This window comes from Sphingomonas sp. LY54 (genome assembly GCF_035594035.1).
GTDB lineage: Bacteria > Pseudomonadota > Alphaproteobacteria > Sphingomonadales > Sphingomonadaceae > Allosphingosinicella.
Map to the genome: position 1 here is coordinate 3,013,413 of NZ_CP141588.1, position 25,931 is coordinate 3,039,343.

Below are 25,931 nucleotides of genomic sequence, written 5' to 3' on the forward strand. Positions count from 1 at the left end.
CTTAGCGGAACGGGGATCGATGAAAATCAAGGGACTGCGCTGGGGGATCATCGCGCTGATCGCGCTCGCAACGGTCATCAATTATATCGACCGCAACGCGCTCGCCGTGATGTGGCCCGAAGTGTCGAAGGAGATCGGCGCGACCAAGGAAGATTACGCCTTGCTCGTGACCTTGTTCATGATCTCCTACGCGGTCGGCCAGTCGCTGTTCGGCAAGATCTTTGACAAGATCGGCACGAGGCTCGGCTTCTCGCTCTCGATCATCGTCTGGTCGGCGTCGATCGCCGCCCACGCTCTGGTGCGCTCCTTGCCGTTCCTCGGCGTGCTGCGCGTCACGCTCGGTGTCAGCGAGGCCGGCAACTGGCCCGGCGCGGCCAAGGCCAATGCTTTGTGGTTCCCCTCGCGCGAGCGCGCGCTGGCCCAGGGCATCTTCAATTCCGGCGCGGCGATCGGCGGGATCGTCTCGGCGCCTTTGGTCGCCCTTCTCTTCACCGCCGTGGGCTGGCGCATGACCTTCGTGCTGATCGGTGTCCTCGGCATAGTGTGGCTGCTGCCCTGGCTCTGGCTCTACAAGGCCGATCCGGCCAAGCATCCCTGGATCACCGAGGAAGAGCGCTCGCACATCCTCGACGCGCCCGAGGCGGGTGGACCGCCGGCGACGGTCGACGGCCCTCCAGTCGGCTGGGGCACGTTGCTGCGCTACCGCCAGAGCTGGGCGATCATCATCAGCCGCTTCTTCCTCGATCCGGTCTGGTGGCTCTTCGTCTCCTGGCTGCCGATCTACCTCGCCGAGACGTTCGGCTTCGACGTCAAGCAGATCGGCCTCTTCGCCTGGGTTCCGTTCGTCGGCGCCATGCTCGGCAGCCTTTCCGGCGGCTGGGCGGCGGGTGCGCTCATCAAGCGCGGCCACAGCGTCAGTACGGCGCGCAAGAGCGTGATCACCGCGGGCGGCATCATCATGCTCCCGGCGCTGCTGCTGACCATGAGCGCGGGCGATCCGCTCACCGCCGTGCTGCTCATCGCCGTGATCCTGTTCGGTTTCCAGGCGGCGATCGGCAACATCCAGACGCTGCCGAGCGACTATTTCGGCGGCGCGGCGGTCGGCTCGCTGGCCGGCATGAGCGGCACCGCCGCCGTCGCCGGCACGCTCATCACGACCTGGCTGGTGCCGGCGATGACCGTGACCTCCTACGCGCCGATCTTCGCGCTCAGCGCCGCGATCGTGCCGCTCTCTATCCTCGCGATCTGGCTGCTCGGCGGCAAGGTCGAGCGCATCCACATCCATTCCGTTAACGCATAGGGAAATTGAGAAATGAAGCTTCAAGACAAGATCGCCATCGTCACCGGCGGCGGTCGGGATATCGGCCGGGCGGTGTCGCTGCGACTGGCGCGCGAAGGCGCCAAGGTCGTCGTCAACTTCGCCAATGACGAGGCGGCGGCGACCGCCACCAAGGCCGACATCGAGGCGGCTGGCGGCACCGCGATCATCCATCGCGCCGACGTCACCAAGCCGGCCGAAGTGGCCGGCCTGATCGAGGCTTCCCGCGCCGCCTTCGGCGACCGCATCGACGTGCTCGTCAACTGCGCCGGCGGCATGGTCGCCCGCAAGACGCTCGACGAGATGGACGAGGCCTTCTTCGACCAGGTCATGACGCTCAACCTCAAGTCGGCCTTCCTCGTCACGAAGGCGGCCAAGCCGTATCTCGGCGAGGGCAGCTCGATCATCAACATCGCCTCGCTGGCCGGCCGTGACGGCGGCGGCCCGGGCGCGTCGGTCTATGCCACCGCCAAGGGGGCGCTGATGACGCTGACCCGCGGCTGGGCCAAGGAAATGGGCCCGCAGGGCATCCGCGTGAACGCGGTCTGCCCGGGCCTGATCGGCACCAGCTTCCACGACATCTTCTCGAAGCCCGAGGGCCGCAAGGCGGTCGCCGGCAACACGCCGCTCCGCCGCGAGGGCGCGTCCGAGGAAGTCGCCTCAGCGGTCGCCTATCTCGCGTCGGAGGACGCCTCGTTCCTGGCCGGCGTCAATCTCGACATCAACGGCGGGCTGTTCTTCTCGTAATCGAGAAGAAGGGGAGGGGTACGATGATCAGAAGGTTCGGATTGCTCCTCCCCCTGCTCGCCGCCGGCGCGGCCCATGCGGCCGAGCCGGCGCGCGAGCGGACCGACGCGCCGCCGCTCGAGCCGTACAAGATCATCCTGGTCGGGGATTCGACCATGGCGCCGCACAGCGGCTGGGCCTCGGCCTTCTGCGACCGGCACGTCAAATCGTCGGTCGCCTGCCTCAATCTCGGCCGTGGCGGGCGCAGCACGCGCAGCTACCGCGCCGAGGGCTCGTGGGACATCGCGCTCGGCGAAGCGCGCGTTCCGGGCTACAAGGCGACCTACGTCCTCATCCAGTTCGCCCATAACGACCAATCGAAGGTGGCGGAGCGCTGGACCGACCTCGAGACCGAGTTTCCGGCCAATTTGCGACGCTACGTTGCCGAGGTGCGGGCCGCCGGGGCGATCCCGGTGCTGCTGACGCCGCTCACCCGCCGCGAATTCGCGCAGGGGCGCCTCAAGAGCAGCCTCGAGCCGTGGTCGACCGCGATCCGCAGCGTCGCGACCGAGCTCAAAGTGCCTTTGGTCGATCTCAACGCGCGCAGCGCTGCGGCGGTGGAGGCGATGGGCGCGGCGGAGGCGACCAAGCTGGCGCAGGTGCCGCCGCTCCCCGCCGAACTGGCCGCCGCCAAGGCCGGAACCACCCTGAAGCCGCGCCCGGCGCCGCCCTCCGGGGAAGTGGCGGCAAGCGTCCAGGGCCCGCGCGGGCGCGTGACGCGCAAGTTCGACTACACCCATGTCGGGGCGGAGGGCGCCGCCCTGTTCGCGGCGATGGTGGCGCGCGATCTCGCGCTGGCCGCCCCCGCCCTGGGCAGCCAGCTCGTTCCCTGACGCCTAGCGGCGGACGTCGAGCTCCCCGGCTGCGAAGGAATCGAGATCCTTCTGGCTGAACAGAGCCGCGTCGCCCGGAAGGCTGTGCTTCAGGCAGGTGAGGGCGAGCCCAGCTTCGACCGCTTTGGAATCGTCGCCGCTGCGGATCAGCTCGTGCAGCACGCCGGCCGCGAAGGCATCGCCGCCGCCGATCCGGTCGACGATCGCGCTGACTCGCACCTCGCGGGTCTGGAAGGCTTCCCCCGGCGTGTCGAGCCGCGCCGCGATCCGGTGCGCGTCGAACTGCTCGACGTGGCGCGCGGTCGAGGCGATGCGCTTGAGATTGGGGAAGGCGGCGAAGGCGGCCAAAGCGGCCTCGCGGCGCCGGTCCTCGCCATCGCCGCTGAACGGGCGGTCGAGCAGCAAGGCGATGTCGCGATGATTGCCGAAGAAGATGTCGGCCTCGCCCACCAGCGCGGTCAGCGTCTCGCGCGGCTTGCCGTCCCAGCGGTCCCAGAGGCGGGCTCGGTAATTGCCGTCGAACGAGACGGTGATACCCGCCGCCTTTGCCGCACGCGCCGCCGCCAGCGCCGCTTGCGCGCCGTTCGGCCCGAGTGCCGGGGTGATTCCGGAGAGATGGAGCAGGGTGGCACCCTGAAGGAGGGCGGCCCAGTCGTAATCGCCAGCACGCGCCTCGGCAAAGGCGCTGCCGAGCCGGTCGTAGACGATCTCCGAGGGGCGCAGCGATCCGCCCGAGACGACGTAATAGGCGCCCAGACGGCCGTCCGCGCGCGCGATCCGACGCGTGTCGACGCCGCGGGCGCGCAGCGAATCGAGCGCCGCGTCGCCGAGCGGGCCGGTGGGGAGCACCGACAGCATCCGCGTCTCATGGCCGAGGCTCGCCAGCGCGACCGCGACATTCGCCTCGGCGCCGCCGAATCCCATTTCCAGCTTCGTCGCCTGACTCATCAGCGCATGCGCCGGCGTGCTCAGCCGCAACAGGATTTCGCCAAAGCATGCCACCGCGCCGTGCGCGCCGTCCGTTCCGATCTTCATACGACCACTCCTAGCCGCCGGATGTCATTTGGACCAGAGCGGCAGTCAACTGGTAGGCACGGTAATTTCACAGTGGCATGACAGTTCGTATTGACAGGTATGAGCAAACTGGTCAGCGTCAAACGCATAAAAAACATCCATCTGGGAGAGGTATATGCGTCCGCGGCCCGATCGCGCCCTTCGTCATTTCGATTTTCGGTCGGCGCTGCTCGCCACGGCGGCGGTGCCGCTGCTGACGCTGGGCTCGCCGGCTTTCGCGCAGGACGCGCAGGCCGACGCGGTCGCGCTCGACGCGCCGGCCAGCGACGAAGCGATGGCCGCCGCGGACGAGGACATCGTCGTAACCGGCCTTCGCCAGACGATCCAGAGCTCGATCAACACCAAGCGCCTCGAAACCGCCGTCGTCGACGCATTGTCGTCCGAGGAAATCGGCGCGCTTCCGGCGCTGTCGGTCGGCGAGGCCATCCAGACCATCACCGGCGCGACCACGCACCGCGAAAAGGGCGGCGCTTCCGAGATCGCGATCCGCGGCCTCGGCCCGTTCCTCAGCAACGCGACGTTCAACGGCCGCGACGCCTCCAACGGCAGCGGCGACCGCTCGGTGAACTTCAACCAGTTCCCGTCCGAGCTGATCAACGGCATCAAGATCTACAAGACCCAGCAGGCCGATCTCGTCGAGGGTGGCGTCGCCGGCACGATCGAGCTCGAGACGCTGAAGCCGCTCGATTACGGCAAGCGCCGCATCCAGGCCGAATTCAAGGGCAGCTACAGCCCCTATCAGGACCGCATCTACCAGGAAGACGGCCTCGGCTGGCGCGGCACCATCAGCTATGTCGACCAGTTCTCGGCCGGCGCGCTCGGCGACTTCGGCATTTCGCTCGGCGTGCAGCGCAACAGCGTCGCCAACCCGGAAGAGACCGTCGCCGGCAGCTCCACCTGGACCGCCTGCAGCCCGAACGCCGTCGTCAACGCCAATTGCACCGCGGTGACCCGCGAGCAGGCGGCCGCCGGCACGCCTTTCTTCCTCGCGCCCAACTCGATCGCCTTCCGCCAGATCAGCGAAAGCGACCGCCGCGACTCCCTCTTCGGCGCGCTCCAGTGGCAGCCCAACGATACGATCGATATCAATCTCGACGTTCAATATTCCGACCGCAAATATGCGGAACAGCGCAACGACCTCAATTTCTCGGAGATGCGCTACCGCCTGCGCAACGTCCAATTTGACGAGAATGGCGTCATCACGCGCGCCGAGGGCAGAAGCTCGATCGAAACGGTCTCGACCCTGCTGGAGCGCGGCGAGGAATATCTCGGCGGCGGCCTCGACATCTCGTTCAAGCCGGTCGACCGGCTGACGCTGAGGGCGGACCTGTCCTATTCGCGCACCAAGCGCTCGGAAATTGAGCGCTCCGTGCGTCTCCGCACCGACGCGCTTGACGTTTACGGCAATCGCACCGCAATCGGCGATCAGCGCATCCCCTATGTCTACGAAGTGCTGGACGGCAATTTCGCGCCGACCATTACCGTCGATCCGCGTTTCGATATCACCAACCACAATCTGTTCAGCGACGACACCCGCATCCGCCGCGACCAGCAGGACCGCAACAACAAGATTCTCGCCGGCCGCTTCGACGCGACCTACGAGGTCGACGGCGCGTTCCTCAGCAAGCTCGATGCCGGCGTCCGTTACTCGCGCCTGACCTACAATGATTTCGACGACCGCGTGGAAGTGAACCTCGACACTCCGGCGGCCGAGAGCGCGGCCAACCTCGCCTGCCGCACCATCTTCCAGCAGCGCGATTACCTCAGCGCCGCCGAAGGCAATACTATCAACAATTGGGCGACGTTCGATCCGCTCTGCCTGGTCCAGAGCCACATGGGCACCGACGATCCGGGCCGTAATGCGGACATCCGCGACCCGGCCAACCGCGATGTGACCGAGAACACTCTGTCCGCCTACGTGATGGCCTCGTACGATTCCGATCTCGGCAACATGCCCATCCGCGGCAATGTCGGCGTCCGCGTCGTCAACACCAAGGTCCGGTCGGACGGCCTGCGCAGCGGCATCGTCGTGGTGCACAATACCGACGGCTCGATCCGTCTGGTCTCTAATGACGATTACGCAACCGTCACCACCGAGCACGAGACCACCCGCTTCCTGCCGAGCGCCAACGCCATCTTCGAGATCCAACCCGACCTGCTGCTGCGCCTCGCCGCCTACCGGGCAATGTCGAAGCCCGCGCCGAGCGCGCTGGGCGCCGGCCGCGCGATCTCCGTCAGCGGAAGCAACGTCACCTCGATCGGGGACGCGATCAGCGAAATCAAAGCGAACGGGAGCCCGCGCCTCGAGCCGCTGATGTCGTGGAACGCGGACGCGTCGCTCGAATATTACCTCAACAAGGATTCGATGTTCTCGGGCGCGCTCTACTACAAGAAGTTCAACGGTGGCTTCATCCCGGTCCGCTACGACGAGCAGTTCGTGATCGACGGCGAGAACGTCACCGTTCCGGTCGTGCAAACCGCCAACAGCGACCGCAAGAGCCGGATCTGGGGCTATGAGCTGACGCTCACCCACCGCTTCTCGTGGTTGCCGGGCGCCCTCAGCGGTCTCGGCACCAAGCTCAGCTACAATTATGCCAACTCGAATTTCGAGAATGAGGACGTAAACCTCGGCGACATAATGGATCCCGTCACGGGCGTGATCACCGAGGGCATGATCCCGCCGGCCAATATCAGCGGCTTCTCCAAGCACGTATTGTCGGCGCAGGCTTATTACCAGCTCGGCGGCCTCTCGCTGCAGGCGATCTACAACTACCGCTCCAATTATTATCAGGACTTCGTCGGCGGCAACACGCAGCTTCGCTACGTGCGCGGCAACGACACCGTAGACTTCCGGGCGTCGTACGACCTCAACCGCAACGTCCAGCTGAAGTTCGAAGCGGTCAACATCTTCGACGAACCAAAGGTGACCGACATGCCGGTCCAGGGCAGCATCCGCCAATATCATTATTATGGCGCGCGCTACTTCATGGGCGTCCGCTTCCGGATCTGACGGGTAGGGGAGCGGGTTTCCGCTCCCCTTTTCCTTGCAAGGGTCAGGCAAAGCGGTAAGTATTCCCGGAACGCAGAGGGGAAGCGGACAAGATGGCGGACCGGCGCTTGTTTCAGGATATCGTCGAGCGGATCACGGCGCTCATCGAGGAGGGCGTGTTCCCTCCAGGGTCGCGGCTGCCCGGCGAGCGCGAGCTTGCCGAGCGCTTCGGCGTCAGCCGCGTCACGATCCGCGAAGCCGAGATCGCCCTCCAGGCGATCGGCAAGGTCAAGATCAAGACCGGGTCGGGCGTATACGTCTCCGACGGCAGCGTCTCCGGTCTGGACGAGCTTCCCCAGGTTAGCGCGTTCGAACTGACCGAGGCACGGTCGCTGTTCGAATCCGAGGCGGCGGCGCTGGCCGCGCCGATCATCTCGCAGGAAGGCCTGCAGCGGCTCGACGAACTGCTGGTGGAAATGGCCAAGGACGACGCGACCGGCGACCAGGGCCCGAACAACGCGGACCGCGAATTCCACATGATGATCGCCTCGGCCTCCGGCAACGCGGCGATCAGCTACGTCATCCAGACTTTGTGGCGGCTGCGGGACGAAGTGCCCGGCGTGCGCGCGGCTTATGATTCCGTGTGTCATCACGACGGCAATTCGCGCCATCGCGAGCATGCCGACGTCGTTGAGGCCCTGAAGAAACGGGACCCGTCCGGTGCGCGGCTGGCGATGCGCCGCCACTTCAACCGCCTGCTCGAGGCCATGCTCGACGCGAGCGAGGAACGGCAGATCGAGGAACTGCGCCAGCGCTCGGCCGAAAGCCGCGCGCGTTTCCTGATCAGCGCCAAGCTGAGCTGAACGACCGAGCGGGGGAGGGCTCCGGGCCCGCCCACCGTCGTTGATCGTTGAGAGATATATGAGCGTAGCATTCCGCCGCGAGAGCGATGAAGAGCATCTCGAGCCGCGTTTCGAGCTGCCGATCCCGGCTGGTCCCAATTTCGTCACGCCCACCGGCCTTGCCCTTATCGAGGCGCGGGTGGGGGAGTTGGAAGCCGTCGTGGCGCAGGAGAAGGAGCCGATGCGCCTGGCCGAGGCGCAGCGCGATCTGCGCTACTGGCGGACGAGGCTTGCGACCTCCTTGCCCGGGCCGACGCCGCCCGAGGGCGAGGTGGGGTTCGGCTCCCGCGTCCGCTTTCGCATGAAGGGGACGATACGCACGCTCGACATCGTCGGCGACGACGAGGCGGACCCGCCTGAAGGCCGCATCGCCTTCTCCGCGCCTTTGGCCCGTGCGCTGATCGGCGCCGAGGCCGGCGACATGGCCGACTTCGGCGGCGAGACCGACGCGATCGAGGTGATCGAGGTCGCGCCCATCGCCTGACGCTGGCTTTTTTCCGGGGAAGGAGCCAAGCCCGCGGCGGACCGTTCATCGCGGACGCAAAAGCAAAAAGGGGGGCGAATGCCGTCAGGACTGGTAGCGCTGCTGGACGACGTCGCGGCAATCACGAAGCTGGCGGCGGCGTCGCTCGACGATGTGGCGGGCGCGGCCGGAAAGGCCGGCGCCAAGGCGGCCGGCGTCGTGATCGACGACACGGCGGTGACCCCGCGCTACGTGGTCGGCCTGTCGCCGCACCGCGAACTGCCGATCATCTACAAGATCGCACGCGGATCGCTGCGCAACAAATTGCTGTTCATCTTGCCGGTCGCGGTCGCGCTCGGCGCGCTGGCGCCGTGGGCGGTGACGCCGCTGCTGATGGTGGGCGGCGCCTATCTCTGCTTCGAGGCCAGCGAGAAGATCATCGAGGTGCTGCGCGGCGAGCATCACGAAGCCGAGGTGGCGGAGATCACCGATCCCAAGGAGATGGAGGAGCGCCAGGTGGCGGGCGCGATCCGCACCGACTTCATCCTCTCGGCCGAGATCATGGCGATCGCCCTGGCCGACCTGTCCGAGCAGTCGGTGGTGATGCAGGCGGTCGTGCTGGCCGCCGTCGGGATCGCGATCACGATCGCGGTCTATGGCGTGGTCGGGCTGATCGTGAAGATGGACGATGTCGGCCTCCATCTGGCGCAGCGGCGCAGCGCCGGCACGCGCGCGGTGGGCCGCGGCCTCGTCAAGGGCATGCCGGTGCTGCTGAAGGCGCTGTCGGTGATCGGCACGGCGGCGATGGTCTGGGTCGGCGGCGGCATCATCGTCCACGGCCTGGAGACATTTGGGCTCGAGACGATCCCGCACTGGGTGCACGGCGCGGCCGAGGGCGCGGCCCATTTCGTGCCGTTCGCGCACGGGGTGGTCGAATGGGTCGTGACGGCCTTCGGCTCGGCAGTGGTCGGGTTGGTCGTCGGCTCGGTCATCACTGCGGTGGTGCACCGGCTGAAGCACTGAGGCCGCGGTTCAGGGGCGGTCGCGGGCGATCGCGACCTGGGCGAAGCCCGTTGCCAGGAAGCTGGCGGCGAGGATCAGAGCGAAGGACGCGACCAGCTCGGGGGTCGGCCCGAACAGGCTGATGACGAAGGCCGCCACCGGCAGGCCGGCGACCAGCGCGAGACCGAGCAGGATGTCTGCCGTTCCGCTCAACGCCACCCATTTCACTGCCCGGATCTCGCGCATGCGCAAGGCGGCGACGAGCATCCAGGCGCCGCGGACGAGCAGCCACGCCATGACGACGTCGGCAACGCGGAAGAAGTGCGCGAAGGGCTGGACGATGAAGAGCAGGCCGGCGGCGGCCGTGATCAGGCCCGCGCCGGTCGCGGCGTTGCCGACCGGGCCGGGCCTGTGCCTGAGGCCGAACGCCAGCTCCGCCAGGCCGGCGAGGAACAGCAGCCAGCCGACCACGCCGCCGCGTGGCGCCCAGTCGATGACGGGGAGCAGCAAAGCCGTCGCCGCCAGGATCAAAGTCAGCAGCCCGCAGCCGAGCGCCCACGCCGAATGCCGTCGCGCCGGCGCGGTTGCTGCTGCCTCACTCATATCCACCGGGACCTCTTCGACCGTGCCTTTCGGGGTGCGCCCCTACTGTCGAAGCGCGGACGGAGCCCGGAGGTTCCGGCGCCCTGCGCGGCGCCAGGGATATTGCGCCACCTTTGCACGTTGACCGATCGACGCGCCCGCCGACGCACGAAAGGAATTCAGAGCATGGATCGGACAGATGAACGACCGGAGGCCGCACCGCCATCGACCGGGGGCGCACCGAGCCAGCCATCGCCCCGCAAGCGGCATCAGGAGGACTTGCTCGACGAGGGGCTGCGCGAGACCTTCCCGGCGAGCGACCCGGTGAGCGTGTCCAAAGTCTGACGAAGGAAAAGGAGAGGACCATGGCGACGCCTGCGAAACTCAAGACTCCGACCGACCTCGAGCGCAATTCGGCGCGGTCGGTGGCCGATGCGCTGAACGCGATCCTCGCCGACAGCTATGCCCTTTTCCTCAAGACCAAGAATTTCCACTGGCACGTCTCGGGCCCGCATTTCCGCGATTATCATCTGATGTTCGACGAGCAGGCGGCGCAGATCCTCGCGATCACCGACGCCATCGCCGAGCGCGTGCGCAAGACCGGCGGCACGACCCTGCGCTCGATCGGCCATATCGCGCGCCTGCAGCGGATCGAGGACAATGACGCGGACTTCATGAGCGCCGCCGACATGCTGACCGAATTGCACCGCGACAATCTCAAACTCGTGGAGATGTTGCGAGAGGCCAAGGAGACGGTCGACGCCGCCGGCGACAACGCGACGGCGGGCATGCTCGACGACTGGACCGACCTCGCCGAGGAACGGGCCTGGTTCCTGTTCGCGACCAGCCGCGGGGCCTAGACCAGCTCAGGCGTCGGACGGCGGGCCCGCGAGCTTGTCGGGGCCATGATGTTCGATCTCGGCCCGAACCAGATTGACCTGGGTCGGGAAGGGCAGTTCGATCCCGTTGGCACGGCAGGCGTCATGGATGGCGAGCAGCACCGCGCCCTTGGCCTTGATCTGCTCGAGCACGGTCGGGCCCGCCCCGAACACCATGAACAGGTCGATCGAATAATCGTTGAGCGACTGGATCACGACCGCGGGTTCTGGCGTCTCGGAGACCCCCTCGGCCGACTTGATCGCCTCCCGGATGATTGCCATCGCGCGGCGGGGGTCGCCGCCATAGGCGATCGAAAGCGTGTAGTTTGCCGTACGATAATCGCAGTCGGTGTTGACCGTGATGGCGTTGGTGAAGATCATCGTGTTCGGGATGACTATGAGGCGCCGGTCGATCGTCCGGATATGGGTGGCGCGCATTTCCACCTCTTCGACCACGCCTTCATATTCGCCGTCGCCGACGATGATCTCGTCGCCCGTGCGATAGGGTTCGCGGATGAGCAGGATGATGCCCGCCACGAGATTCTGGAGGATGTCCCTGAACGCGAAGCCGAGCGCGATCGAGCCGAAGCCGAGCAGCGACAATATGCTGGTGGGGTTGATGCCCGGGAACAGGAGCACGAGCGCAAGCAGACCGACCGCGAGCATCGTGGTCCCGATCGCCACTGCGCCCAGCAGGCGGCCGAGGTCCGGCCGGCCGCGGCGATCGAGCCGGCGGAAGATGGTGCGGGCCAGCAATCGGCCGAGTATCCACGCGGCAACGATGGCCAGGACGAAACCGATGATTTCGGGGATCTTGAGCAGCAATTCGTTGACCGACGCCCAGAAGCCGGCCTCGACGCGCTCGCCGGTAGTGCGGATGAGCTCGCTGGCCTCGGCGGCGCCGGCCGCCGCGTTCGCCGCGGGCTCGGATGTGCTCATGGCCGGTCGGTCGGCGGGAGGGTCAGAATGCGCTCACCATTTTTCATCCTTACCCGCTCCTTCGGCCCGGCCTTCAGGGACGGACCTGCACCGCCACTTCCGATCGCTGGTCGCCGCGCTGCACGGTAAGCTGAAGGCGGCTGCCGATCGTGGTCAGGCCGACTGCGTTGCGCAGCGCGGCGGCCGTCGCGGTGGGGACACCGTTTGCGGCAACGACGATGTCGCCCCGCTGCAATCCCGCCGCCGCTGCCGCTGAATTGGGCGCCACACCGGCGATCAGCGCGCCCTCGGCCGGCGCGGCGGCGCTGCCGGGCGGCGTAAAGGTTTCGGTGATGACGACGCCGATCTGGCCGCGCCGCACTTCGCCATGCTCCAGGATCTGCTCCATCACGAATTTGGCGGTGGCCGCCGGGACGGCGAAACCGATGCCGACATTGGCGCCGGGGCCGAAGATCGCGCTGTTGATGCCCATGATGTTGCCGTCCATGCCGATCAGCGGGCCGCCCGAATTGCCCGGATTGATCGGCGCGTCGGTCTGGATGTAGCTCTCATAGCCGTCCGCGCTGAGGCCCCTGGCAAGCGCGCTGACGATGCCGGCGGTCACGGTCTGGCCGAGTCCGAACGGATTGCCGATCGCCATCGCGTAATCGCCGACCTCAACCGCGTCGGAATCGCCGAGCGCGAGCTGGGGCAGTTTGTCGCCCCTGATGCGCAGCAAGGCGATGTCGGTCGGCTGGTCGCTGCCCACCAGTTCCGCCTCGAACTTGCGGCGATCGGTCAGCGTCACCTCGATCACCCGCGCGTTGGCGACGACGTGATGGTTGGTGAGGATAAGCCCGCGGCCGGCGTCGACGATCACTCCGGAGCCGGCGGCGAGGCGCGGCGCGACCGCGGAATCCGGGACTCCGAAATAGCGGCGGAAGAAGGGATCGCGGAGCATGGGGTTCTGCTCGAGCGGCGAGCTCTGCAGCACGGCGATGTTGACGACCGCCGGGGCAGCGCGCTTGACGAGCGGGGCGAGGGTGCGCCGGTCGGGCGGGAGCGCCGGCTCCGGGCCGGCCGTCGCCTGCTCGCCCGGCTCGCGGGTTGCGTTCGCATCCTGGTTCTGGGCGTCGCACGCCGCCAGGGCGAGCACGAGGCTGACGAGAGACCCGGTGCGCATCACGATGCGAGACCTGCTTTTCCGCTGCATCACCGCTGCTCCTCGCCATGGACGATCAGACCCCAATGGATCGCGCCGTCGCGGGTTCCGCACCGGCGTTTCATTCGCGGTCCGGATATTGTTCGCCATCGTGCGGACGAGCGACGGGAAGTCCCCAGCCGCGCAGGATGGCGAGCACGCGAAACGCGAAGCAGAAAAGAGCGGCCCCGATCGCCGCCGCCACCGTCGGCCAGTCGAGCAAGTCCCCGACGACCACCATCGTCGCGCCCGCGAGCGCGGCCACGGCATAGAGGTCGCCGCGGAGCACCGAAGGGGTGCGCGTGACGAGCAGGTCGCGGGCGATGCCGCCTCCGACGCCGGTCAGCATGCCGAGCAAGGCCGCCATCGGCGGACTGAGCCCGAAGTCGAGCGCTTTCTGGGTCCCGGCGACGGCGAAGAAGGCGAGGCCCGCAGCGTCGAAGACGAGCAACGCCGTGCGCTGCCGAGAGACCGGGGAATAGCAGAAGAAGGTGATGAGGCCGGCGGCGATCGCCGACGCGCAATAGCGCCAGTCGCTGACCGCGGCCGGGGGCACCGAGCCGATCAGCAGGTCACGCGTGATCCCGCCGGCGGTCGCGGCGGCGACCGACACGACCAGCACGCCATAGACGTCGAGCCGCCGCCTTATCCCCTGCATCGCGCCGCTGATCGCGAACACGAACGTGCCGGCAAGGTCGAGCGCGATGACGAGGTCGCGCGTGACCCTTTCGTCGAGAAGCTCGGTCAGCGACGGCAGGTTCACCGGCCCCGGCGCCGCTTCGGCGCGTCACGCCCGGCCGTCATTTGGCCAGCCAGGCGAGCGCGCCGACGACCATCGCCTCGACCCCGGTCGAGAGGGTGGGGTGGACGACCGGCGCGAACAACGGACTGTGATTGACCGGGAGGTCGTTGATCCGGCCCTCGGCCTTGGCCTTGGCATAGGTTTCGGGGTCGGTGCCGCCCACGAACCAGTAGACCGAGGGCGAATCCCAGGCGCTGCCGAAGCAGCCGAAATCCTCGCTCGCCGGAGCGGGGCCGGAGTGGCGCACGTGATCGGCCGGAAAGTGGCGGCGCAGCGCCTCGGCGACGCGGTCGCTCGCTTCCTTGTCGTTGACGTTGAGCGGGTAGCGATCGAGCGGAGTGATTTCGGGCGGGCGTGGCGCCCCGGAGGCCGCGGCTTCGGCATTGGCCATCCGCTCTATCGCCTCCAGCACATGCTTGCGCACGCCTTCGTCGAAGGTGCGCACGTTCAGTTTGAGGAGGGCCTCGTCGGGGATCACATTCTCCTTGGTGCCCGCCTGCAGCACGCCGATCGTGACGACCGCGGCGTCGGTGGCGGCGGTTTCGCGCGATACGATCGTCTGCAGCCGCAGCACGAGCGCTGCCGCCATGACGATCGGATCGACGCTGGCCTGCGGCATCGAGCCGTGCGCGCCGCGGCCGAACAGGCGGATCTGCAGGCTGTCGGCGGCCGACGTGATCGGCCCGGCGCTGCCGGCAACGGTGCCCGACGGCCCGACCATGACATGCTGGCCGAGCACGACGTCGGGCCTGGGGAAGCGGTCGAGCAGGCCGTCGTCGAGCATGGCCCGCGCGCCTTCCGCCGTTTCCTCGCCGGGCTGGAAGACCGCCATCAAGGTGCCGCTCCAAGCCTCGCGCCGGCGCGAGAGCAGAGCCGTCGCGCCCATCAGCCACGCGACGTGCATGTCGTGGCCGCAGACATGCGAAACGGGCACGCACGCCTTGTCGGCGTCCTCGGCAGTGACCTTGCTGGCATAATCGAGGCCCGTCGCTTCCTGGATCGGCAACGCGTCCATGTCGGCGCGGAGCAGGACGGTGGGGCCGTCGCCGTTGCGAAGCAGCCCGACCACGCCCGTCTTGCCGACCCCGCTGGTCACCTCGAAGCCGTTCTCCTCGAGATGCTTGGCGGCAAGGGCCGCGGTGCGGTGCTCCTGCATCGACAGTTCGGGGTTGGAATGGACGTCCTTATAGGCCGCTTCGAGCTCGGGGAGGAGAGCGGGCAGGTCGGCCAGGACCGGGGCTGCGGGATCGGTTGCGGTCGAGTCCATGGGCCTGCTCCTGCAAATGTCGCCGCCCTTGGCAAAGTCCCGGGGGACTTAGCCTTTCATAAAAGCCATTCGATCGGCAGCAGCGAGAGCAATGCGACCGCGGCGCGTTGCCAACGCGTGGTGCCGGGCTCGGTTGCGTGGCGAATCTCCCGGCCGTCCCTGCGCTCGATCCAGTAGATCTCGCCTTCCGGCGAGAGCCGGACTTCGTAGGTTCTGGCCGGGGCGGAGCGTTCGAAGGCGGCCTGCATGCGTTCGGCAAGTGCCGGGCTCTCGATCACGAAACCGAGCTCGGTGTTGAGATGGGCCGAGCGCGGATCGAAGTTGAACGAGCCGACGAAGACGCGGCGGCCGTCGACGGCGAAGGTCTTGGCATGGAGCGCCGATCCCGCGCCGCTCAGTTTCGAGCCGCTGCCGCCGACTCCGCTCGCGTGGCGCCTCGGCCTCGATCCTGGCGCCGACCCGCGCATTTCGTAAAGACGCACGCCCGCCGCCAGCAGCTTCTTGCGCCATTTGACGTAGCCGGCATGGACGATCGGCACGTCGGTCGCTTCCAGCGCGTTGGTGAGGATGGTGACCTGCACGCCGCGCCCGGCCATGGCCGCGAAAGCCGCGGTGCCCGCCTTGGCCGGCACGAAATAGCCCGAGACCAGGCCCAGCGTACGGCGCGGTTCGCCCAGCGCGTCCTTCAGCTTGGCGACGAGAAGCTGCTCGGGCGCGGCCCGGCCCAGGCCCTTGGCGGGATCGTCGCTAATCATCCGCGTCGGCGCCCATTCCATCACGATCGCGCGCTCGACCAGCTGGCGGACGAACGGGGAATCCCGAACGGCCTCGAGATAGGGCCGTGCCCCCGGATCGCGCGCCGCATCGGCCGCGCGCGCCGCAATCTCCGTTGGTCCGCCCGACGCCGGCACGATCCGGTCGGCGGGGTAGGAGGAGAGGCTCGCCCAATAGGAATCGAAGTCGGCGGAGACGTCGGCGACCACCGGGCCGACGCCGAGCACGTCGAGGTCCGCGAACAAAGCGCCGTCGCCCGCGCCGAAATATTCGTCGCCGATATTGCGGCCGCCGACGATCGTCGCCTGATTGTCGACCGTGAACGACTTGTTGTGCATGCGGCGGTTGAGCCGCGAGAAATCGGTGAGGAAGCCGATCAGGCGCGGGGCACGGATCGTAAAGGGGTTGAACAGCCGCACTTCGATATTGGGATGCGCGTCGAGCGCGGCGAGGACCGGGTCCAGGCCAACGGTGTTGTTGTCGTCGAGGAGGAGGCGCACGCGTACGCCGCGCTCGGCCGCCGCGCGCAGCTCGTCGAACAACAGGGTGCCGGTGAGGTCGGCGTGCCAGATATAATATTGGGCATCGATGCTGCTCTCGGCGGCCCGCGCCAGCAGGATCCGCGCGGCGAAGGCGCCGGCCGGATCGGCGAGCGGATGAATGCCCGAGTGGCCGGCGGGCGCGGCAGCGACGGCGGGCGCGATCGCCCGGCCGAGCGCGGTGTCGCCGGTATCGGCATAAGCGCGCGAGGCGGTCCGGTTCTCAAGCGAGGGCAAGGGCGCCAACACCCGCACGGCAAGGCCGGCCCCGACCAGCGCCAGCACCCCCAGCAGGAGCGCGCGCAGCCATCTCATCCCGGGCTCAAGGGCGATGCCGCGCCATCCCGCGCAGCCTGGCCGGGCCGGTCGCCGCGCATGTCGCCAGGGAGCAGGAGCATCAGCACCATAATCCCATAAGCCAGCGAGGGCGCGAGCGGCAAGCCGAGCGACGCCACGAAGCCCAGCACGTCATGGTCTAAAGGCAGGAAAAGCCGCACCGGAAGAGTGGTGACCCCTGCGGGAGGGGACATCACAAAATAAAATCACGCTAATTCAAAGCGTACCGCCTCCGATTCCAACAATTCGGAGCAGTTCGTACCACCTAATCGGATTAGTTGAACCTACTGCGATCCACATCGATCGCGCACCGCTATGTCGGCATGTCGTGCGGCGGTTATGCACAACACCGTCGCCGAAGAATGTACCTACGCCCCGAAAGGCTCAACCCGATCCCCATACCGATGAGCAACGCGCCACGCAGCTAGCCGATGCTAGTTAGACAAGGGGCGGGACAGATTCGGATAGAAGGCGAGGCCGGGTGCACGCCCTCATAATTGAAGACGAAGTCTATACGGCCGAAATGCTCAGGTTCGCGCTCAGCGGTATGGGGTTCAGGTCCTTCGATGTCGCAGTTTCCGAGAAGGAAGCCAGGGCAGCAGTTGCGGCGCGGCGGCCTGACCTCATCTGTGCAGACGTAACGCTCAATCCGGGCGACGGAATAAGGGTCGTGAAAAGCATTTTGGCTGGAACCGGCATACCAGTGTTCTTTGTGACGGCGGCCCCGCAAAGGGTGGAAACCGCAATCCCGGACGCTATCGTAGTGCCGAAGCCATTCTCGTTGAAGCAGGTTTACCTCGCCAGCGAACGGGCGCTGGAGCGAGGCAAGAAGCCTTTTCCGTAATCAGATGCCGCGATTGGCGGCGCAGCGCTGACGATGAGCGACACGCTTCCCTTTCTTGCTAAAGGCATGGCCGCCCGCAGGACAGCCATGCCTTTGAACGATCTCAACGCGCGGGCTGCTCCTTGGCCTCCTTGCGGAGTTCCGCACGCGACATCGCCGAGACGAGCGCGTCGCCAGAGACGCTGAAATTGTCGGCTGGAAGCGCGGCCACCCGGTTGCCGGCCTCGACGAGCACGGCGTCCACTACTCCGTTGGCGCGCGAGCGGACGCCTTGCACCTCGCCGATCGCACGGCCGGAGGCGTCGCGAACGATCATGCCGGGGCTGACCGCGACCGCACCGGCGGAAGCCGCGGCTGCCGAGCCCGCGGCGGCAAGGGTTTGAAGCCCCGCGCCGGCCGAACCGGCGATCGAGCTGGACGCTCCACCCGGGGCACGGCCGGCGATCCCCGTCACAGGCGAAACCGTGCTCCGGGCGACGCCGGCGACTGCATCCGTGCCGACCGCTTCGATGCCCGCCGAGGCGCCACCCGAGCCGCTACCGGACGCACCACCGGAAAGGAGGCCGCCACCTGATGCGGAGCCTGCAGCGCTGCCGCGCGCATCGGCGCGGGCGCTGCCCGAGCGGGCGTCGACATTGCGGTCGACACGGGCGGCGCCCGAAAGCGCGCCGTTGGCTGTGTTCGAAGCATTGCCGAGGCCGCCAAGGTTGCCGCCAACGCCGCCGCCCAGATTGCCGCCGAGGGCTCCGCCAAGTCCGCCGCCGCCCAGCAGTTGAGCCGAAACCGGGGACGCGATCAGCGCAAGGCCGGCGCACATCGTAGTCAAACGGATTTTCATGGGGAAAGTCTCCTAGCCGTGTTGGTATTCCATCTGGCTAACGAGACCTGTGCCGCGTTTAATCCCGCACCCGCGCTATTTTTTCGGGAGCGGGGTCCGGCACTCGCCGCAGACGAGGCCGCGGCCGAAAATATTGTCTGGGCCCTTGCGCCCGAGATCCTTCGCTTCAGCGTCGAGCGTCGCGAGCGAGGAACGGGCGAGCCGCCCGGCGACCAGCGGGACTGCGAACGAGGTGCCACGCACAGGCTTCAGCCCGCCGCCAGGGGCGGCGGCAGCCATGTCGCTTCCAGGGGCGGCATAATCGAGGTGGAGGCTTGGGCCAGCCTCGATCAGCGGCCGGTTCCGGCCGTCCACTCCCGTCACCGCGATCACTCCCGGATAGGAGGCGGGATAAGCGGGGGGGGCGGCCGGCCCGTCATTGCCGACCGGGGCTACGACGTACATGCCGCGGGCGCGCGCCTGCGCTACCGCTTTGGCGACCAAAGGGTTGGGCGGACCGGTAAGGCTCATGGCAACCACGCGCACATCGTTCTGCGCCATCCAGCCGAGCGCGCGGGCTATGGCAAGCGCGTTGCCACCCTTGGGGTCGCGGCCATAGATGTCGGCAACGAGCAGCGCGGCCCCTGGCGCGGACCCTCGCACCGTTCCTGTGCCCACGACCAGCGACGCCACGGCCGTGCCATGGCCGCTTGGCAGCGGCGCGCCGGTGGCGAAGCCCCTCTGATCTACCGCCCCAAGCGACGAATGCTGGCCCACGCCGCCATCTATCATACCGATTTTCGGACCTCCCGGGGCCGCTGCGCCGGTCGCGAGCGCGCCGGCGGCCGCGACCGCGCCGGCGCTGCCGCTCTGCAAGTGGACGTAGTTGGGCGAAAATTCCGCGTCGGGCGCGATCTGCCGAAGTCGCGCCATCGCCTCCTCCAGCGACTGCCCCGCAGGCGGGCGGAAAGTCACCGAACGAATTTCCAGCCCCTCAACCAGTTCGTCCGCCGTCACGGCGAACCCGGCGGCACGGGCTTTCGCGAGAACCGTCGGCGACGGATCGACGACAACGATCTCCCCCCGGACGGCGGGCCCGAGCGGCGCCATTTCCAGCGCGTCGCGATTGGCGCGAACAAGTTCAAGGAGGCGGGATCGACGGGCTTCGGAGAGGCGCTCGATGTGGCGCGGTACGTCGCGGACCACCTCCTGAACCTCGCCGAGTGCACCGGCGCCGAGGCCTCCAAGGTCGTTCAATATGCCACCGACCGGCGCACCGCGGAGCAGTTGGGCGTGCGATATGCCGCCCGCGGCGAGAGCCGCAACAAACGCCATTGCCCGAACTGCTCCGCCGATCCACATGGAGCGCCTTTGCCACATTTTTTCTTTCACGGGGATGAAACGGACCTGGGCATCCGTTTCCTCCCTGAAACCATGGAGACCGCGGTTTGAATGCTTTTGAGCGCGAGTTGCTGACGCTGCTTCCGCGGCTGCGTCGCTTCGCCCGGTCATTGGCGCGGGACGCGGCTGACGCGGACGATCTGTGCCAGTTCGCGCTTGAGCGGGCGCTCAAGGCACGCGAGCAATGGCAGGCGGGAACGCGAATGGATTCGTGGATGTACCGGATCGTGCGCAATTGCTGGATCGACGAAGTCCGTGCCCGCACGCGGCGGGCCCGGACGTTTGCACCCGAGGAGGCAGGAAGCCAGGTGGGCGATGAAGGGCATGAGGCGATCGAGCGCACGCTGGAGATGCAGGATGTCGGAAAGGCGATGGCGGAGCTGCCGCTCGAGCAGCGCGAGGTGATCGCGCTCGTGCTGGTCGAGGGGCTCGCTTATCGCGAGGCTGCGGACATCCTCGACATCCCGATGGGAACGCTGACGTCGCGCCTCACACGGGGGCGGCAGGCGCTGGTGAGAAGGCTGGAGGCCGCATGATGGTCGATGACGATAAATTGATGGCGTTCGCAGACGGCGAGCTCGCAGGCGCCGAGCGCGAGGAAGTAGAGCGCGCGCTCGCCGCTCGTCCCGAACTTCGCGCGCGAGTGGATGAGCAACGGCGCCTGCGCGAGGGCCTGCGCGGCTATTACGGCCCGGTCGCCTCCGAGGACGTGCCCGATCGACTGCTTGCCATGCTAGGCGCCGGCGGGGGCGATGCGGGGGATGATGAGACGATCGCCTCGCTGTCGGCCGCTCGGGAACGGCTACGGCCGCGCCCGGCCGCGTGGATCCGCAACGCGGCCGCACTGGCGGCAACCTTCGCCATCGGCATCGTCGCCGGGCACTTCGTGCTCGATGAAGGACAAGCGCCGATCGCCATGCAGGGGGGGATGCTGGTAGCGCAGGGAAATCTTGCGCATTCGCTCGAGACCCAAATGGCCTCCAGCCAGCACGCGGACGCGCCGCTCCGGATCGGCGTCACCTTCACCGACCATCAGGGCGATTATTGCCGCACGTTCGAGGGGACGGATTTGTCAGGCCTTGCCTGCCGGCAAGGCGGCGACTGGTCCGTGATCATGACCGAGGCCGTGAAGGCCACGCCTGCCGCGCCTGAATATCGACAGGCAGGTTCGTCCAGCATCATGGCGGCGGCGCAGGAGCGCATGACCGGCGCGCCCCTGGACGCTCAGGCCGAACGCACCCTGATCGGGTCGGAATGGAAGAAATGAACGCCGGCGCGGATTAAAGGCTGCCCGAGACCCGTTGCCTCCCAGGAACATCTTTTGGGAGGCAGTGCATGATCACCTTAATGGCCTTGGCTATCAGTGGGGCGGCAGCCCAATTTGTACCGGGGGACAGTCCGGCGGCATCCGTAGCCCGAAGCGGCGTCGATGCGGGCGTCTCGGTCGGGCTGGAATATCAGGAAGGCGACTTTGGGTCCGGCCAGCAAATCGAGACCATTTCGAGTCCCGTTAGCGCATATGCGAACAGGGGCCGCCTTCAGCTCAGCGCAACGCTTCCCTATCTTCGCGTCGATGCGCCGGGCAACGTGATCGGGGGCGGCGCGGGCATTCTGGGCTTGCCGATCATCGTCGATCCGACCAAGCCCGCGGCCCGCGAGCGGCGCGAAGGGCTCGGCGACCTCCGCCTCAACGCCTCCTACACAGTTCCGGTCGGCCCCACCGCCCTTGCCTTATGGAGCCAGATGAAAGTGCCGACCGCGTCCGCTGCAAAGGGGCTGGGCACAGGCCAGCCCGATTACACATTCGGCGCGGAAGTGGCGGCGCCGATCGGGCGCGTCACCCCATTCGTCAGCATCGGCTATACGTTGGCGGGCGATCCGGAGAATTACGATCTGCGCAACAGCCTGTCCGCGCGGGCCGGTGCGAACCTACGACTCGCGAGAAGCCTCGCCGGACGGTTGAGCTACGCCTATGCGCAAAGCCCCAGCGCGGGACTGGCGGCCGAGCAAAGCATGTCGACCGCGCTCCACACGAATCTGAGCCGGTCTCTGTCGCTTGGCCTTTATGGCAGCGCGGGCCTTTCCAAGGCTGCCGCAGATTTCGGGGCCGGAGTGCAGCTCGGGGTAAGGCTGCGATGACATGCGGGCGATACATCGGGCGCGTCAGCGGCGGTGACGGGAACCTCCACGCTGGCGCCCAGCCCGGTCTCCTGAGGACATCGCGCGTGGTGTCTTTGAGCCGGCGTTCGAAGTCAGGGTCGGTAAGTTTCAAATAAACGCCATAGCCAATTGGCGCGAGGACCAGCGAGGCGACAATTGCAAACAGCCAGATTGGGAGTCGCCCGAACGAAATGATCCGGGCGTCGTCGTGGCCGAGAATTCGTTGTTTTTCGACATCGAACTCTTCCTCAGAGAGGCTTCCGCTCTCGCGAAGCCGGCCGAGCCGGTCAAGCTTGTCGATGCGATTGCCGGGCATTGGGCACGCCTTCGGGCTAGTTAGCGATATTGATTACTAGACTTCCTGCCAGCCCCCGTTCGTTAGCCTCGCGACGCTCGCGTCGCCGAGCCAGTCAACAGGGCTTCCTCGTCGAATGTTTGAGGCACATCCCGTTACTGATCCGCCAATCCCTTGGGGGGCTTTCAATTCGAGTGCACGCCGCGTCTGGCGCAACGTCCGAAGAGCTTGTTGCGGCCTTCCGCGAGGCCCTTGCCTACATGCATGAAGCGTAACGTCTCGCGTTTCCCCGGCGAAACGGCATGCCGGCGCCACAGAGCTCGACCTCGGGCACAGCTCCTACTCCGTTCGATTGAGCAGGCGTCCTATGAGGGTTTAGGCAGGCCGCCGCTCAGGCAGTTGAGGAGCGTGAGCGCGTCGAGCTTCTCAAGTCACTGACCTGGGACCGTGGCAAGGAGATGGCCGAGCACAAGAGGTTCACGCTGGCGACGGACGCTGCGGTCTACTTCTGGGATCCGCAGAGTCCCTGGCAGCGAGGCTCGAACGAGAAACCAATCGCCTGTTGCGCCAGTACTTCCCCAAGGGCACGAACCTCGCCGTGCACTCACAAGAGCGGTTGGACGAGATCGCCAGGCAGCTTAATCAGCGACCGCGAAAAACGCTCGGTTACAAAACACCAGCAGAGCGTTTTGAAGCGTGTGTTGCGATGATCGACTGAATCGACAACCCATTGCGGACATAGAGACGCCTGGGGCCGGGAAGGTCCGCTTTCCACCCTCGCACCCAGAAGCAGACGTCCGCTAACGGCCAGGTCCAGTCGTCCGCTAAGCGCCACTTGTGGCTATTCAGCCGCGCGGGCGATAAGTACCAAAGCAGACGTTCACCAGCATGAGCGAGAATATCCTGTGTGGATGGCTCTCGCGTTGCAAGTGGCGACTTGATGTCGCGACTGGGCGCGAACAAAGCTTGCTCGGCGACTGGGCACGAAGTAGGCTCGACATCTTCCCGGGGGGAGAGATTCGATGCGTCTTTTCGTCACAGCTTGCGCCATTCTGCTTACTGGAGCAGCAACGTCATTCGCGCAGGCGGTCGCCACCGCTCCGGGTGGGAAGAGCCCCGCTGCCGTCACTATCGATGCCCATGCGACTCCATCGGGCGCGACATTCACTGCACCAGCGGGGTGGACCCTCACGACCGAGTCGAAGTTTGTTCAACTTGCGGCTCCCGAAAGAGACTTCCGGATGGCTCTCGTCGATGTAGGCGCGGCACAAGACGCCGGCGCGGCGGCAGCGGCCGCTTGGAAAATCTGGAGGCCGGCGCAAGCTCGACCAGCCAAGCTCGTGACTGCACGCGCGGCGCGCAACGGCTGGGACGAACGCCAGGTAGTAGACTACGAAACATCTCCGAACGAGAAGCGCGTCCTATATGCCGTCGCCTTCCGGGGCCGGACGAAGTGGACCGTGGTACTGGTCGACGGGGCCGAGGCCACCGCAGAGAAGCGGCTGGCGGCTATAGGCTTGGTCCAGCAGAGCCTCCGTCCAGCCGGGTACAAACGAGAGACCTTCGCTGGCCGCGCCGCCCATCCGATGGACGCTAGCCGCATCGCAGCGCTTCGCACGTTTGTAGAACAATCGATGAAGGAGCTTGGGATACCTGGTGCAGCAATCGCGCTGACTACGCAGCAGGGGACCATTTACTCCGCTGGGCTCGGCGTGCGGCAGCTCGGTGATCCCACACCCGTAGACGCCGATACCACCTTCGCGATCGCGTCTAATACCAAGGGAATGGCAACCCTGTTGCTGGCCAAGTTGGTGGACGAAGAGAAGCTCGCTTGGGACCAGCCGGTTACTCAGGTCTATCCATCTTTCAAGCTTGGCAGTCCGCAGACCACCAGCAAGGTCCTGGTTCGGCACCTCGTTTGCGCCTGCACTGGCTTGCCGCGCAAAGACATGCAGGTCGTCCTTAACTCCAATCCCGATGCCGCCGCGGCCGATACCTTCGTGCAGCTCGCAGCGACGGAGCCGACCAGCGGCTTCGGCGAGGTGTTCCAGTATAACAACCTGATGGCCTCGGCCGCCGGTTATCTGGCAGGTTATCTCCTCCACCCCAATTTGGACCTCGATCGGGCTTTTGACCGCGCCGTTACCGAGCACGTCTGGGCGCCTCTTGGAATGGCTCGAACCACTCTCGACTTTAACAAGGCGAGCAGCGGCAATTGGGCGCGGCCGCACGGCGAAAACATCAAAGCCGAACCTGAACTGGTCCTGGATGCGGGCATGAAGCTCAATTACGCATTCACCCGCTACGGCGCCGCCGGTGGCGCATGGTCGACGGCGAACGACCTGATCAGATATGTTCGTTTTGAGCTGAATGAAGGAAAGCTCGATAACGGCCGGCAGCATGTCTCCGCGAAAAACCTGCTAGAGCGGCGGGTTGCCACCGTGCCGGTAGGCGAAGACCGCCACTATGGAATGGGTATGCAGGTCGACCGGGACTACGGAGTGGACGTGGTCCACCACGGCGGCAGCCTCGCCGGATACAAGAGCGACATCGTCATCATACCTAATGCGAATGTCGGGGCGGTGATCCTAACGAACTCGGACAACGGGCAGTCGCTGCTACGCCCTTTCATGCGTCGCCTCCTCGAATTGCTGTATGACGGGAAACCCGAAGCCGCGGGCGACGTCTCGGCGGCTGCGCAGCGGCTTCGCGCCGAGATCGCCAAGGAACGTGAGCTCGTATCTGTTGTCCCCGACAGTCAAGCCGCTGCGGCACTGGCTTCCTCCTATGTCAGCCCGGATCTGGGAAGGATTCTCGTCAAGCGCGATGGCGCCGGCGTCCGCTTCGACTTCCGCACCTTGGGCTCCCCAATGGGCACAAAGCGCAACGAGGACGGCACGATTAGCTTCGTCGGGCTTGACCCCACGCTTCTGTTCTTCCCGCTTGTCGCTGGCACCAAGGACGGCAAGAAAACCCTGACCGCGAGGGATAGTCAGCACGAGTTTGTCTTCGTCGAAGAGTAAATGTCGCGTTAGCGAAGCCAATCCTGGATAGACCTCTCTGGAGGTCAGCTATGTCTGCCTTTCCGTAGTGACTCACCGAAGCAAGGCCGTCCGACAACGGCTAGTTCCGGTCACCTCGGCAATGCGCCAATGTCGTCGCTCGGAGGATCAGTTCGCGACGCCAGTAGCCGACATCGCTCCGGAGGGTGCGGCGCTTTGCTGGGGATTAGCGGGAGTCTTCGCTTCGCAGCATCTCTTGGGCGGCACATTCCAGATGTTGCAAGACGCGCACCGCCGCCACGCCATCTGCGGTCGTGACCGAAGCGAGAGCGTGCTTCCGAATATCGTCGGCAACCAAGTCTAGCCTTTTTGCCAGTGAGCGCCCTTGTTCGGTGAGGTGAAGCTTGCGTCCGCGCCGGTCGTCGGGGTCCGTACGGCGTTCCACCAGTCCCAATGACTCGAGTTGATCGACCGACCGGACCATGGCTGCCCTGTCGACCCCGATCGCCTCCGCTACGACGTTCTGGCGTGAGCCATCGCCCAGTTTCGCTATCGCGAGGATCGGTGCAGCGGTCGAGAAGGACATCCCGAAATCCTCGAACGCCTTGCTTGCCGCGCGATACCACGTGCGCCCGACCGGCAGGATCATCCAGGTTAGGGCCAATTTCCAGTCTTCTTCGTCTCGCATCGGTAAACCCCAGCCCTTGAAATTAGTTGACACGTCAGCATATCAGATAGGAGCAGCTTG

The 25,931-nt window shown here is 66.5% G+C and carries 26 protein-coding genes and 2 pseudogenes; 16 read left to right on the forward strand and 12 right to left on the reverse strand.

The features are described 5' to 3' along the window. Positions 1–19 precede the first annotated feature (19 nt). The 3 genes from SH591_RS14950 to SH591_RS14960 are packed head-to-tail and all read left to right on the forward strand — an operon-like array spanning position 20 to position 2,937. Entirely contained in the window at positions 20–1,300 is a 1,281-nt protein-coding gene (locus SH591_RS14950; RefSeq protein WP_324749773.1) for an MFS transporter, read from the forward strand. Positions 1,301–1,312: 12 nt separating this feature from the next. Further along, positions 1,313–2,065: an SDR family NAD(P)-dependent oxidoreductase gene (locus SH591_RS14955; protein ID WP_324749774.1), complete on the forward strand. Its 753-nt coding sequence runs from the start codon at positions 1,313–1,315 to the stop codon at positions 2,063–2,065. Between the two features lie 23 nt (positions 2,066–2,088). Next, complete coding sequence (locus SH591_RS14960; RefSeq protein WP_324749775.1) at positions 2,089–2,937, forward strand: rhamnogalacturonan acetylesterase; 849 nt, start codon at positions 2,089–2,091, stop codon at positions 2,935–2,937. 3 nt (positions 2,938–2,940) lie between these two features. On the opposite strand, the gene SH591_RS14965 is transcribed toward SH591_RS14960, so the two are convergent. After that, the gene (locus tag SH591_RS14965) at positions 2,941–3,972 is read right to left on the reverse strand and encodes a sugar kinase (RefSeq protein WP_324749776.1); all 1,032 of its coding nucleotides are present in this window, start codon (positions 3,970–3,972) and stop codon (positions 2,941–2,943) included. Between the two features lie 154 nt (positions 3,973–4,126). Between SH591_RS14965 and SH591_RS14970 the strand changes: the two genes are divergently transcribed. The 4 genes from SH591_RS14970 to SH591_RS14985 all read left to right on the forward strand — a co-directional run bounded on the left by SH591_RS14970 (position 4,127) and on the right by SH591_RS14985 (position 9,388). Continuing rightward, the gene (locus tag SH591_RS14970; RefSeq protein WP_324749777.1) at positions 4,127–7,021 is read left to right on the forward strand and encodes a TonB-dependent receptor; all 2,895 of its coding nucleotides are present in this window, start codon (positions 4,127–4,129) and stop codon (positions 7,019–7,021) included. Between the two features lie 92 nt (positions 7,022–7,113). Next, the gene (locus tag SH591_RS14975; RefSeq protein ID WP_324749778.1) at positions 7,114–7,863 is read left to right on the forward strand and encodes a FadR/GntR family transcriptional regulator; all 750 of its coding nucleotides are present in this window, start codon (positions 7,114–7,116) and stop codon (positions 7,861–7,863) included. 58 nt (positions 7,864–7,921) lie between these two features. Further along, a complete protein-coding gene (locus tag SH591_RS14980; protein ID WP_324749779.1) occupies positions 7,922–8,386 on the forward strand; it encodes a GreA/GreB family elongation factor in 465 nt (154 codons plus the stop codon). A gap of 78 nt (positions 8,387–8,464) precedes the next feature. After that, entirely contained in the window at positions 8,465–9,388 is a 924-nt protein-coding gene (locus SH591_RS14985; RefSeq protein ID WP_322830030.1) for a DUF808 domain-containing protein, read from the forward strand. Positions 9,389–9,397: 9 nt separating this feature from the next. Here SH591_RS14985 and SH591_RS14990 read toward each other — a convergent pair whose 3' ends face one another. Then, positions 9,398–9,970, reverse strand: a complete 573-nt coding sequence (locus SH591_RS14990) for a DUF308 domain-containing protein (RefSeq protein WP_324749780.1) — start codon at positions 9,968–9,970, stop codon at positions 9,398–9,400. Positions 9,971–10,135: 165 nt separating this feature from the next. Here SH591_RS14990 and SH591_RS14995 point away from each other — a divergent pair, with 165 nt between their 5' ends. Both SH591_RS14995 and SH591_RS15000 read left to right on the forward strand, forming a co-directional pair. Further along, positions 10,136–10,294: a hypothetical protein gene (locus SH591_RS14995; RefSeq protein ID WP_324749781.1), complete on the forward strand. Its 159-nt coding sequence runs from the start codon at positions 10,136–10,138 to the stop codon at positions 10,292–10,294. A gap of 20 nt (positions 10,295–10,314) precedes the next feature. Continuing rightward, positions 10,315–10,809, forward strand: coding sequence for a Dps family protein (locus SH591_RS15000; protein WP_324749782.1), 495 nt, complete (start codon positions 10,315–10,317; stop codon positions 10,807–10,809). Between the two features lie 6 nt (positions 10,810–10,815). On the opposite strand, the gene SH591_RS15005 is transcribed toward SH591_RS15000, so the two are convergent. The 6 genes from SH591_RS15005 to SH591_RS15030 all read right to left on the reverse strand — a co-directional run bounded on the left by SH591_RS15005 (position 10,816) and on the right by SH591_RS15030 (position 16,858). Further along, positions 10,816–11,766: a mechanosensitive ion channel family protein gene (locus SH591_RS15005; protein ID WP_324749784.1), complete on the reverse strand. Its 951-nt coding sequence runs from the start codon at positions 11,764–11,766 to the stop codon at positions 10,816–10,818. A 73-nt stretch (positions 11,767–11,839) separates the two neighbouring features. Further along, positions 11,840–12,958, reverse strand: coding sequence for a trypsin-like peptidase domain-containing protein (locus SH591_RS15010; protein ID WP_324749785.1), 1,119 nt, complete (start codon positions 12,956–12,958; stop codon positions 11,840–11,842). 70 nt (positions 12,959–13,028) lie between these two features. After that, entirely contained in the window at positions 13,029–13,709 is a 681-nt protein-coding gene (locus SH591_RS15015; RefSeq protein ID WP_324749786.1) for a trimeric intracellular cation channel family protein, read from the reverse strand. A gap of 37 nt (positions 13,710–13,746) precedes the next feature. Beyond that, positions 13,747–15,015 carry a M20 family metallopeptidase gene (locus SH591_RS15020; protein WP_324749787.1) on the reverse strand — a complete coding sequence of 423 codons (1,269 nt, stop codon included), beginning with the start codon at positions 15,013–15,015 and terminating at the stop codon, positions 13,747–13,749. 56 nt (positions 15,016–15,071) lie between these two features. Then, a complete protein-coding gene (locus SH591_RS15025) occupies positions 15,072–16,643 on the reverse strand; it encodes a phospholipase D family protein (protein ID WP_324749788.1) in 1,572 nt (523 codons plus the stop codon). Then, positions 16,640–16,858: a hypothetical protein gene (locus SH591_RS15030; protein WP_324749789.1), complete on the reverse strand. Its 219-nt coding sequence runs from the start codon at positions 16,856–16,858 to the stop codon at positions 16,640–16,642. Before SH591_RS15030 ends, SH591_RS15025 begins: the two co-directional genes overlap by 4 nt. A gap of 287 nt (positions 16,859–17,145) precedes the next feature. Here SH591_RS15030 and SH591_RS15035 point away from each other — a divergent pair, with 287 nt between their 5' ends. Beyond that, complete coding sequence (locus tag SH591_RS15035) at positions 17,146–17,508, forward strand: response regulator (protein WP_324749790.1); 363 nt, start codon at positions 17,146–17,148, stop codon at positions 17,506–17,508. Between the two features lie 103 nt (positions 17,509–17,611). Here the strand turns inward: SH591_RS15035 and SH591_RS15040 are convergent, their stop codons facing one another. Further along, positions 17,612–18,346: a hypothetical protein gene (locus tag SH591_RS15040; RefSeq protein ID WP_324749791.1), complete on the reverse strand. Its 735-nt coding sequence runs from the start codon at positions 18,344–18,346 to the stop codon at positions 17,612–17,614. A 75-nt stretch (positions 18,347–18,421) separates the two neighbouring features. Beyond that, on the reverse strand, positions 18,422–19,102 hold the full coding sequence (locus SH591_RS15045; protein ID WP_324749792.1) for a S8 family serine peptidase: 681 nt from the start codon (positions 19,100–19,102) through the stop codon (positions 18,422–18,424). Here SH591_RS15045 and SH591_RS15050 point away from each other — a divergent pair. The 4 genes from SH591_RS15050 (at position 19,091) to SH591_RS15065 (ending at position 21,865) form a co-directional block, all read left to right on the forward strand. Continuing rightward, on the forward strand, positions 19,091–19,777 hold the full coding sequence (locus SH591_RS15050) for a hypothetical protein (protein ID WP_324749793.1): 687 nt from the start codon (positions 19,091–19,093) through the stop codon (positions 19,775–19,777). The genes SH591_RS15045 and SH591_RS15050 overlap by 12 nt on opposite strands. Further along, on the forward strand, positions 19,774–20,262 hold the full coding sequence (locus tag SH591_RS15055; RefSeq protein ID WP_324749794.1) for an RNA polymerase sigma factor: 489 nt from the start codon (positions 19,774–19,776) through the stop codon (positions 20,260–20,262). The genes SH591_RS15050 and SH591_RS15055 overlap by 4 nt, the downstream gene beginning before the upstream one ends. Next, complete coding sequence (locus tag SH591_RS15060) at positions 20,259–20,993, forward strand: anti-sigma factor family protein (RefSeq protein WP_324749795.1); 735 nt, start codon at positions 20,259–20,261, stop codon at positions 20,991–20,993. The genes SH591_RS15055 and SH591_RS15060 overlap by 4 nt, the downstream gene beginning before the upstream one ends. Positions 20,994–21,061: 68 nt before the next feature. Then, the gene (locus SH591_RS15065; RefSeq protein WP_324749796.1) at positions 21,062–21,865 is read left to right on the forward strand and encodes a hypothetical protein; all 804 of its coding nucleotides are present in this window, start codon (positions 21,062–21,064) and stop codon (positions 21,863–21,865) included. 274 nt (positions 21,866–22,139) lie between these two features. Here the strand turns inward: SH591_RS15065 and SH591_RS16315 are convergent. Next, positions 22,140–22,202, reverse strand: a pseudogene (locus SH591_RS16315) (hypothetical protein); the annotation flags it as partial. A gap of 398 nt (positions 22,203–22,600) precedes the next feature. On the opposite strand from SH591_RS16315, the pseudogene SH591_RS15070 reads away from it, so the two are divergent. Beyond that, positions 22,601–22,899: pseudogene (locus SH591_RS15070) on the forward strand (IS30 family transposase); the annotation flags it as partial. Between the two features lie 304 nt (positions 22,900–23,203). After that, a complete protein-coding gene (locus SH591_RS15075) occupies positions 23,204–25,204 on the forward strand; it encodes a serine hydrolase domain-containing protein (RefSeq protein WP_324749797.1) in 2,001 nt (666 codons plus the stop codon). A 205-nt stretch (positions 25,205–25,409) separates the two neighbouring features. Here SH591_RS15075 and SH591_RS15080 read toward each other — a convergent pair whose 3' ends face one another. Then, positions 25,410–25,871: a MarR family winged helix-turn-helix transcriptional regulator gene (locus SH591_RS15080; RefSeq protein WP_324749798.1), complete on the reverse strand. Its 462-nt coding sequence runs from the start codon at positions 25,869–25,871 to the stop codon at positions 25,410–25,412. Positions 25,872–25,931: the final 60 nt, after the last annotated feature.

Bases quoted from the DNA above. Each gene is read 5' to 3' on its own strand.
- SH591_RS15010 (WP_324749785.1), bottom strand. From the start codon at position 12,958: ATGCAGCGGAAAAGCAGGTCTCGCATCGTGATGCGCACCGGGTCTCTC.
- SH591_RS14960 (WP_324749775.1), top strand. From the start codon at position 2,089: ATGATCAGAAGGTTCGGATTGCTCCTCCCCCTGCTCGCCGCCGGCGCG.
- SH591_RS15005 (WP_324749784.1), bottom strand. From the start codon at position 11,766: ATGAGCACATCCGAGCCCGCGGCGAACGCGGCGGCCGGCGCCGCCGAG.
- SH591_RS14990 (WP_324749780.1), bottom strand. From the start codon at position 9,970: ATGAGTGAGGCAGCAGCAACCGCGCCGGCGCGACGGCATTCGGCGTGG.
- SH591_RS15080 (WP_324749798.1), bottom strand. From the start codon at position 25,871: ATGCGAGACGAAGAAGACTGGAAATTGGCCCTAACCTGGATGATCCTG.
- SH591_RS14965 (WP_324749776.1), bottom strand. From the start codon at position 3,972: ATGAAGATCGGAACGGACGGCGCGCACGGCGCGGTGGCATGCTTTGGC.
- SH591_RS14975 (WP_324749778.1), top strand. From the start codon at position 7,114: ATGGCGGACCGGCGCTTGTTTCAGGATATCGTCGAGCGGATCACGGCG.
- SH591_RS15065 (WP_324749796.1), top strand. From the start codon at position 21,062: ATGATCACCTTAATGGCCTTGGCTATCAGTGGGGCGGCAGCCCAATTT.
- SH591_RS14970 (WP_324749777.1), top strand. From the start codon at position 4,127: ATGCGTCCGCGGCCCGATCGCGCCCTTCGTCATTTCGATTTTCGGTCG.
- SH591_RS15060 (WP_324749795.1), top strand. From the start codon at position 20,259: ATGATGGTCGATGACGATAAATTGATGGCGTTCGCAGACGGCGAGCTC.
- SH591_RS14985 (WP_322830030.1), top strand. From the start codon at position 8,465: ATGCCGTCAGGACTGGTAGCGCTGCTGGACGACGTCGCGGCAATCACG.
- SH591_RS14955 (WP_324749774.1), top strand. From the start codon at position 1,313: ATGAAGCTTCAAGACAAGATCGCCATCGTCACCGGCGGCGGTCGGGAT.
- SH591_RS15040 (WP_324749791.1), bottom strand. From the start codon at position 18,346: ATGAAAATCCGTTTGACTACGATGTGCGCCGGCCTTGCGCTGATCGCG.
- SH591_RS15075 (WP_324749797.1), top strand. From the start codon at position 23,204: ATGCGTCTTTTCGTCACAGCTTGCGCCATTCTGCTTACTGGAGCAGCA.
- SH591_RS15000 (WP_324749782.1), top strand. From the start codon at position 10,315: ATGGCGACGCCTGCGAAACTCAAGACTCCGACCGACCTCGAGCGCAAT.
- SH591_RS15020 (WP_324749787.1), bottom strand. From the start codon at position 15,015: ATGGACTCGACCGCAACCGATCCCGCAGCCCCGGTCCTGGCCGACCTG.
- SH591_RS15030 (WP_324749789.1), bottom strand. From the start codon at position 16,858: ATGTCCCCTCCCGCAGGGGTCACCACTCTTCCGGTGCGGCTTTTCCTG.
- SH591_RS15050 (WP_324749793.1), top strand. From the start codon at position 19,091: ATGCTGGCCCACGCCGCCATCTATCATACCGATTTTCGGACCTCCCGG.
- SH591_RS14980 (WP_324749779.1), top strand. From the start codon at position 7,922: ATGAGCGTAGCATTCCGCCGCGAGAGCGATGAAGAGCATCTCGAGCCG.
- SH591_RS14950 (WP_324749773.1), top strand. From the start codon at position 20: ATGAAAATCAAGGGACTGCGCTGGGGGATCATCGCGCTGATCGCGCTC.
- SH591_RS14995 (WP_324749781.1), top strand. From the start codon at position 10,136: ATGGATCGGACAGATGAACGACCGGAGGCCGCACCGCCATCGACCGGG.
- SH591_RS15025 (WP_324749788.1), bottom strand. From the start codon at position 16,643: ATGAGATGGCTGCGCGCGCTCCTGCTGGGGGTGCTGGCGCTGGTCGGG.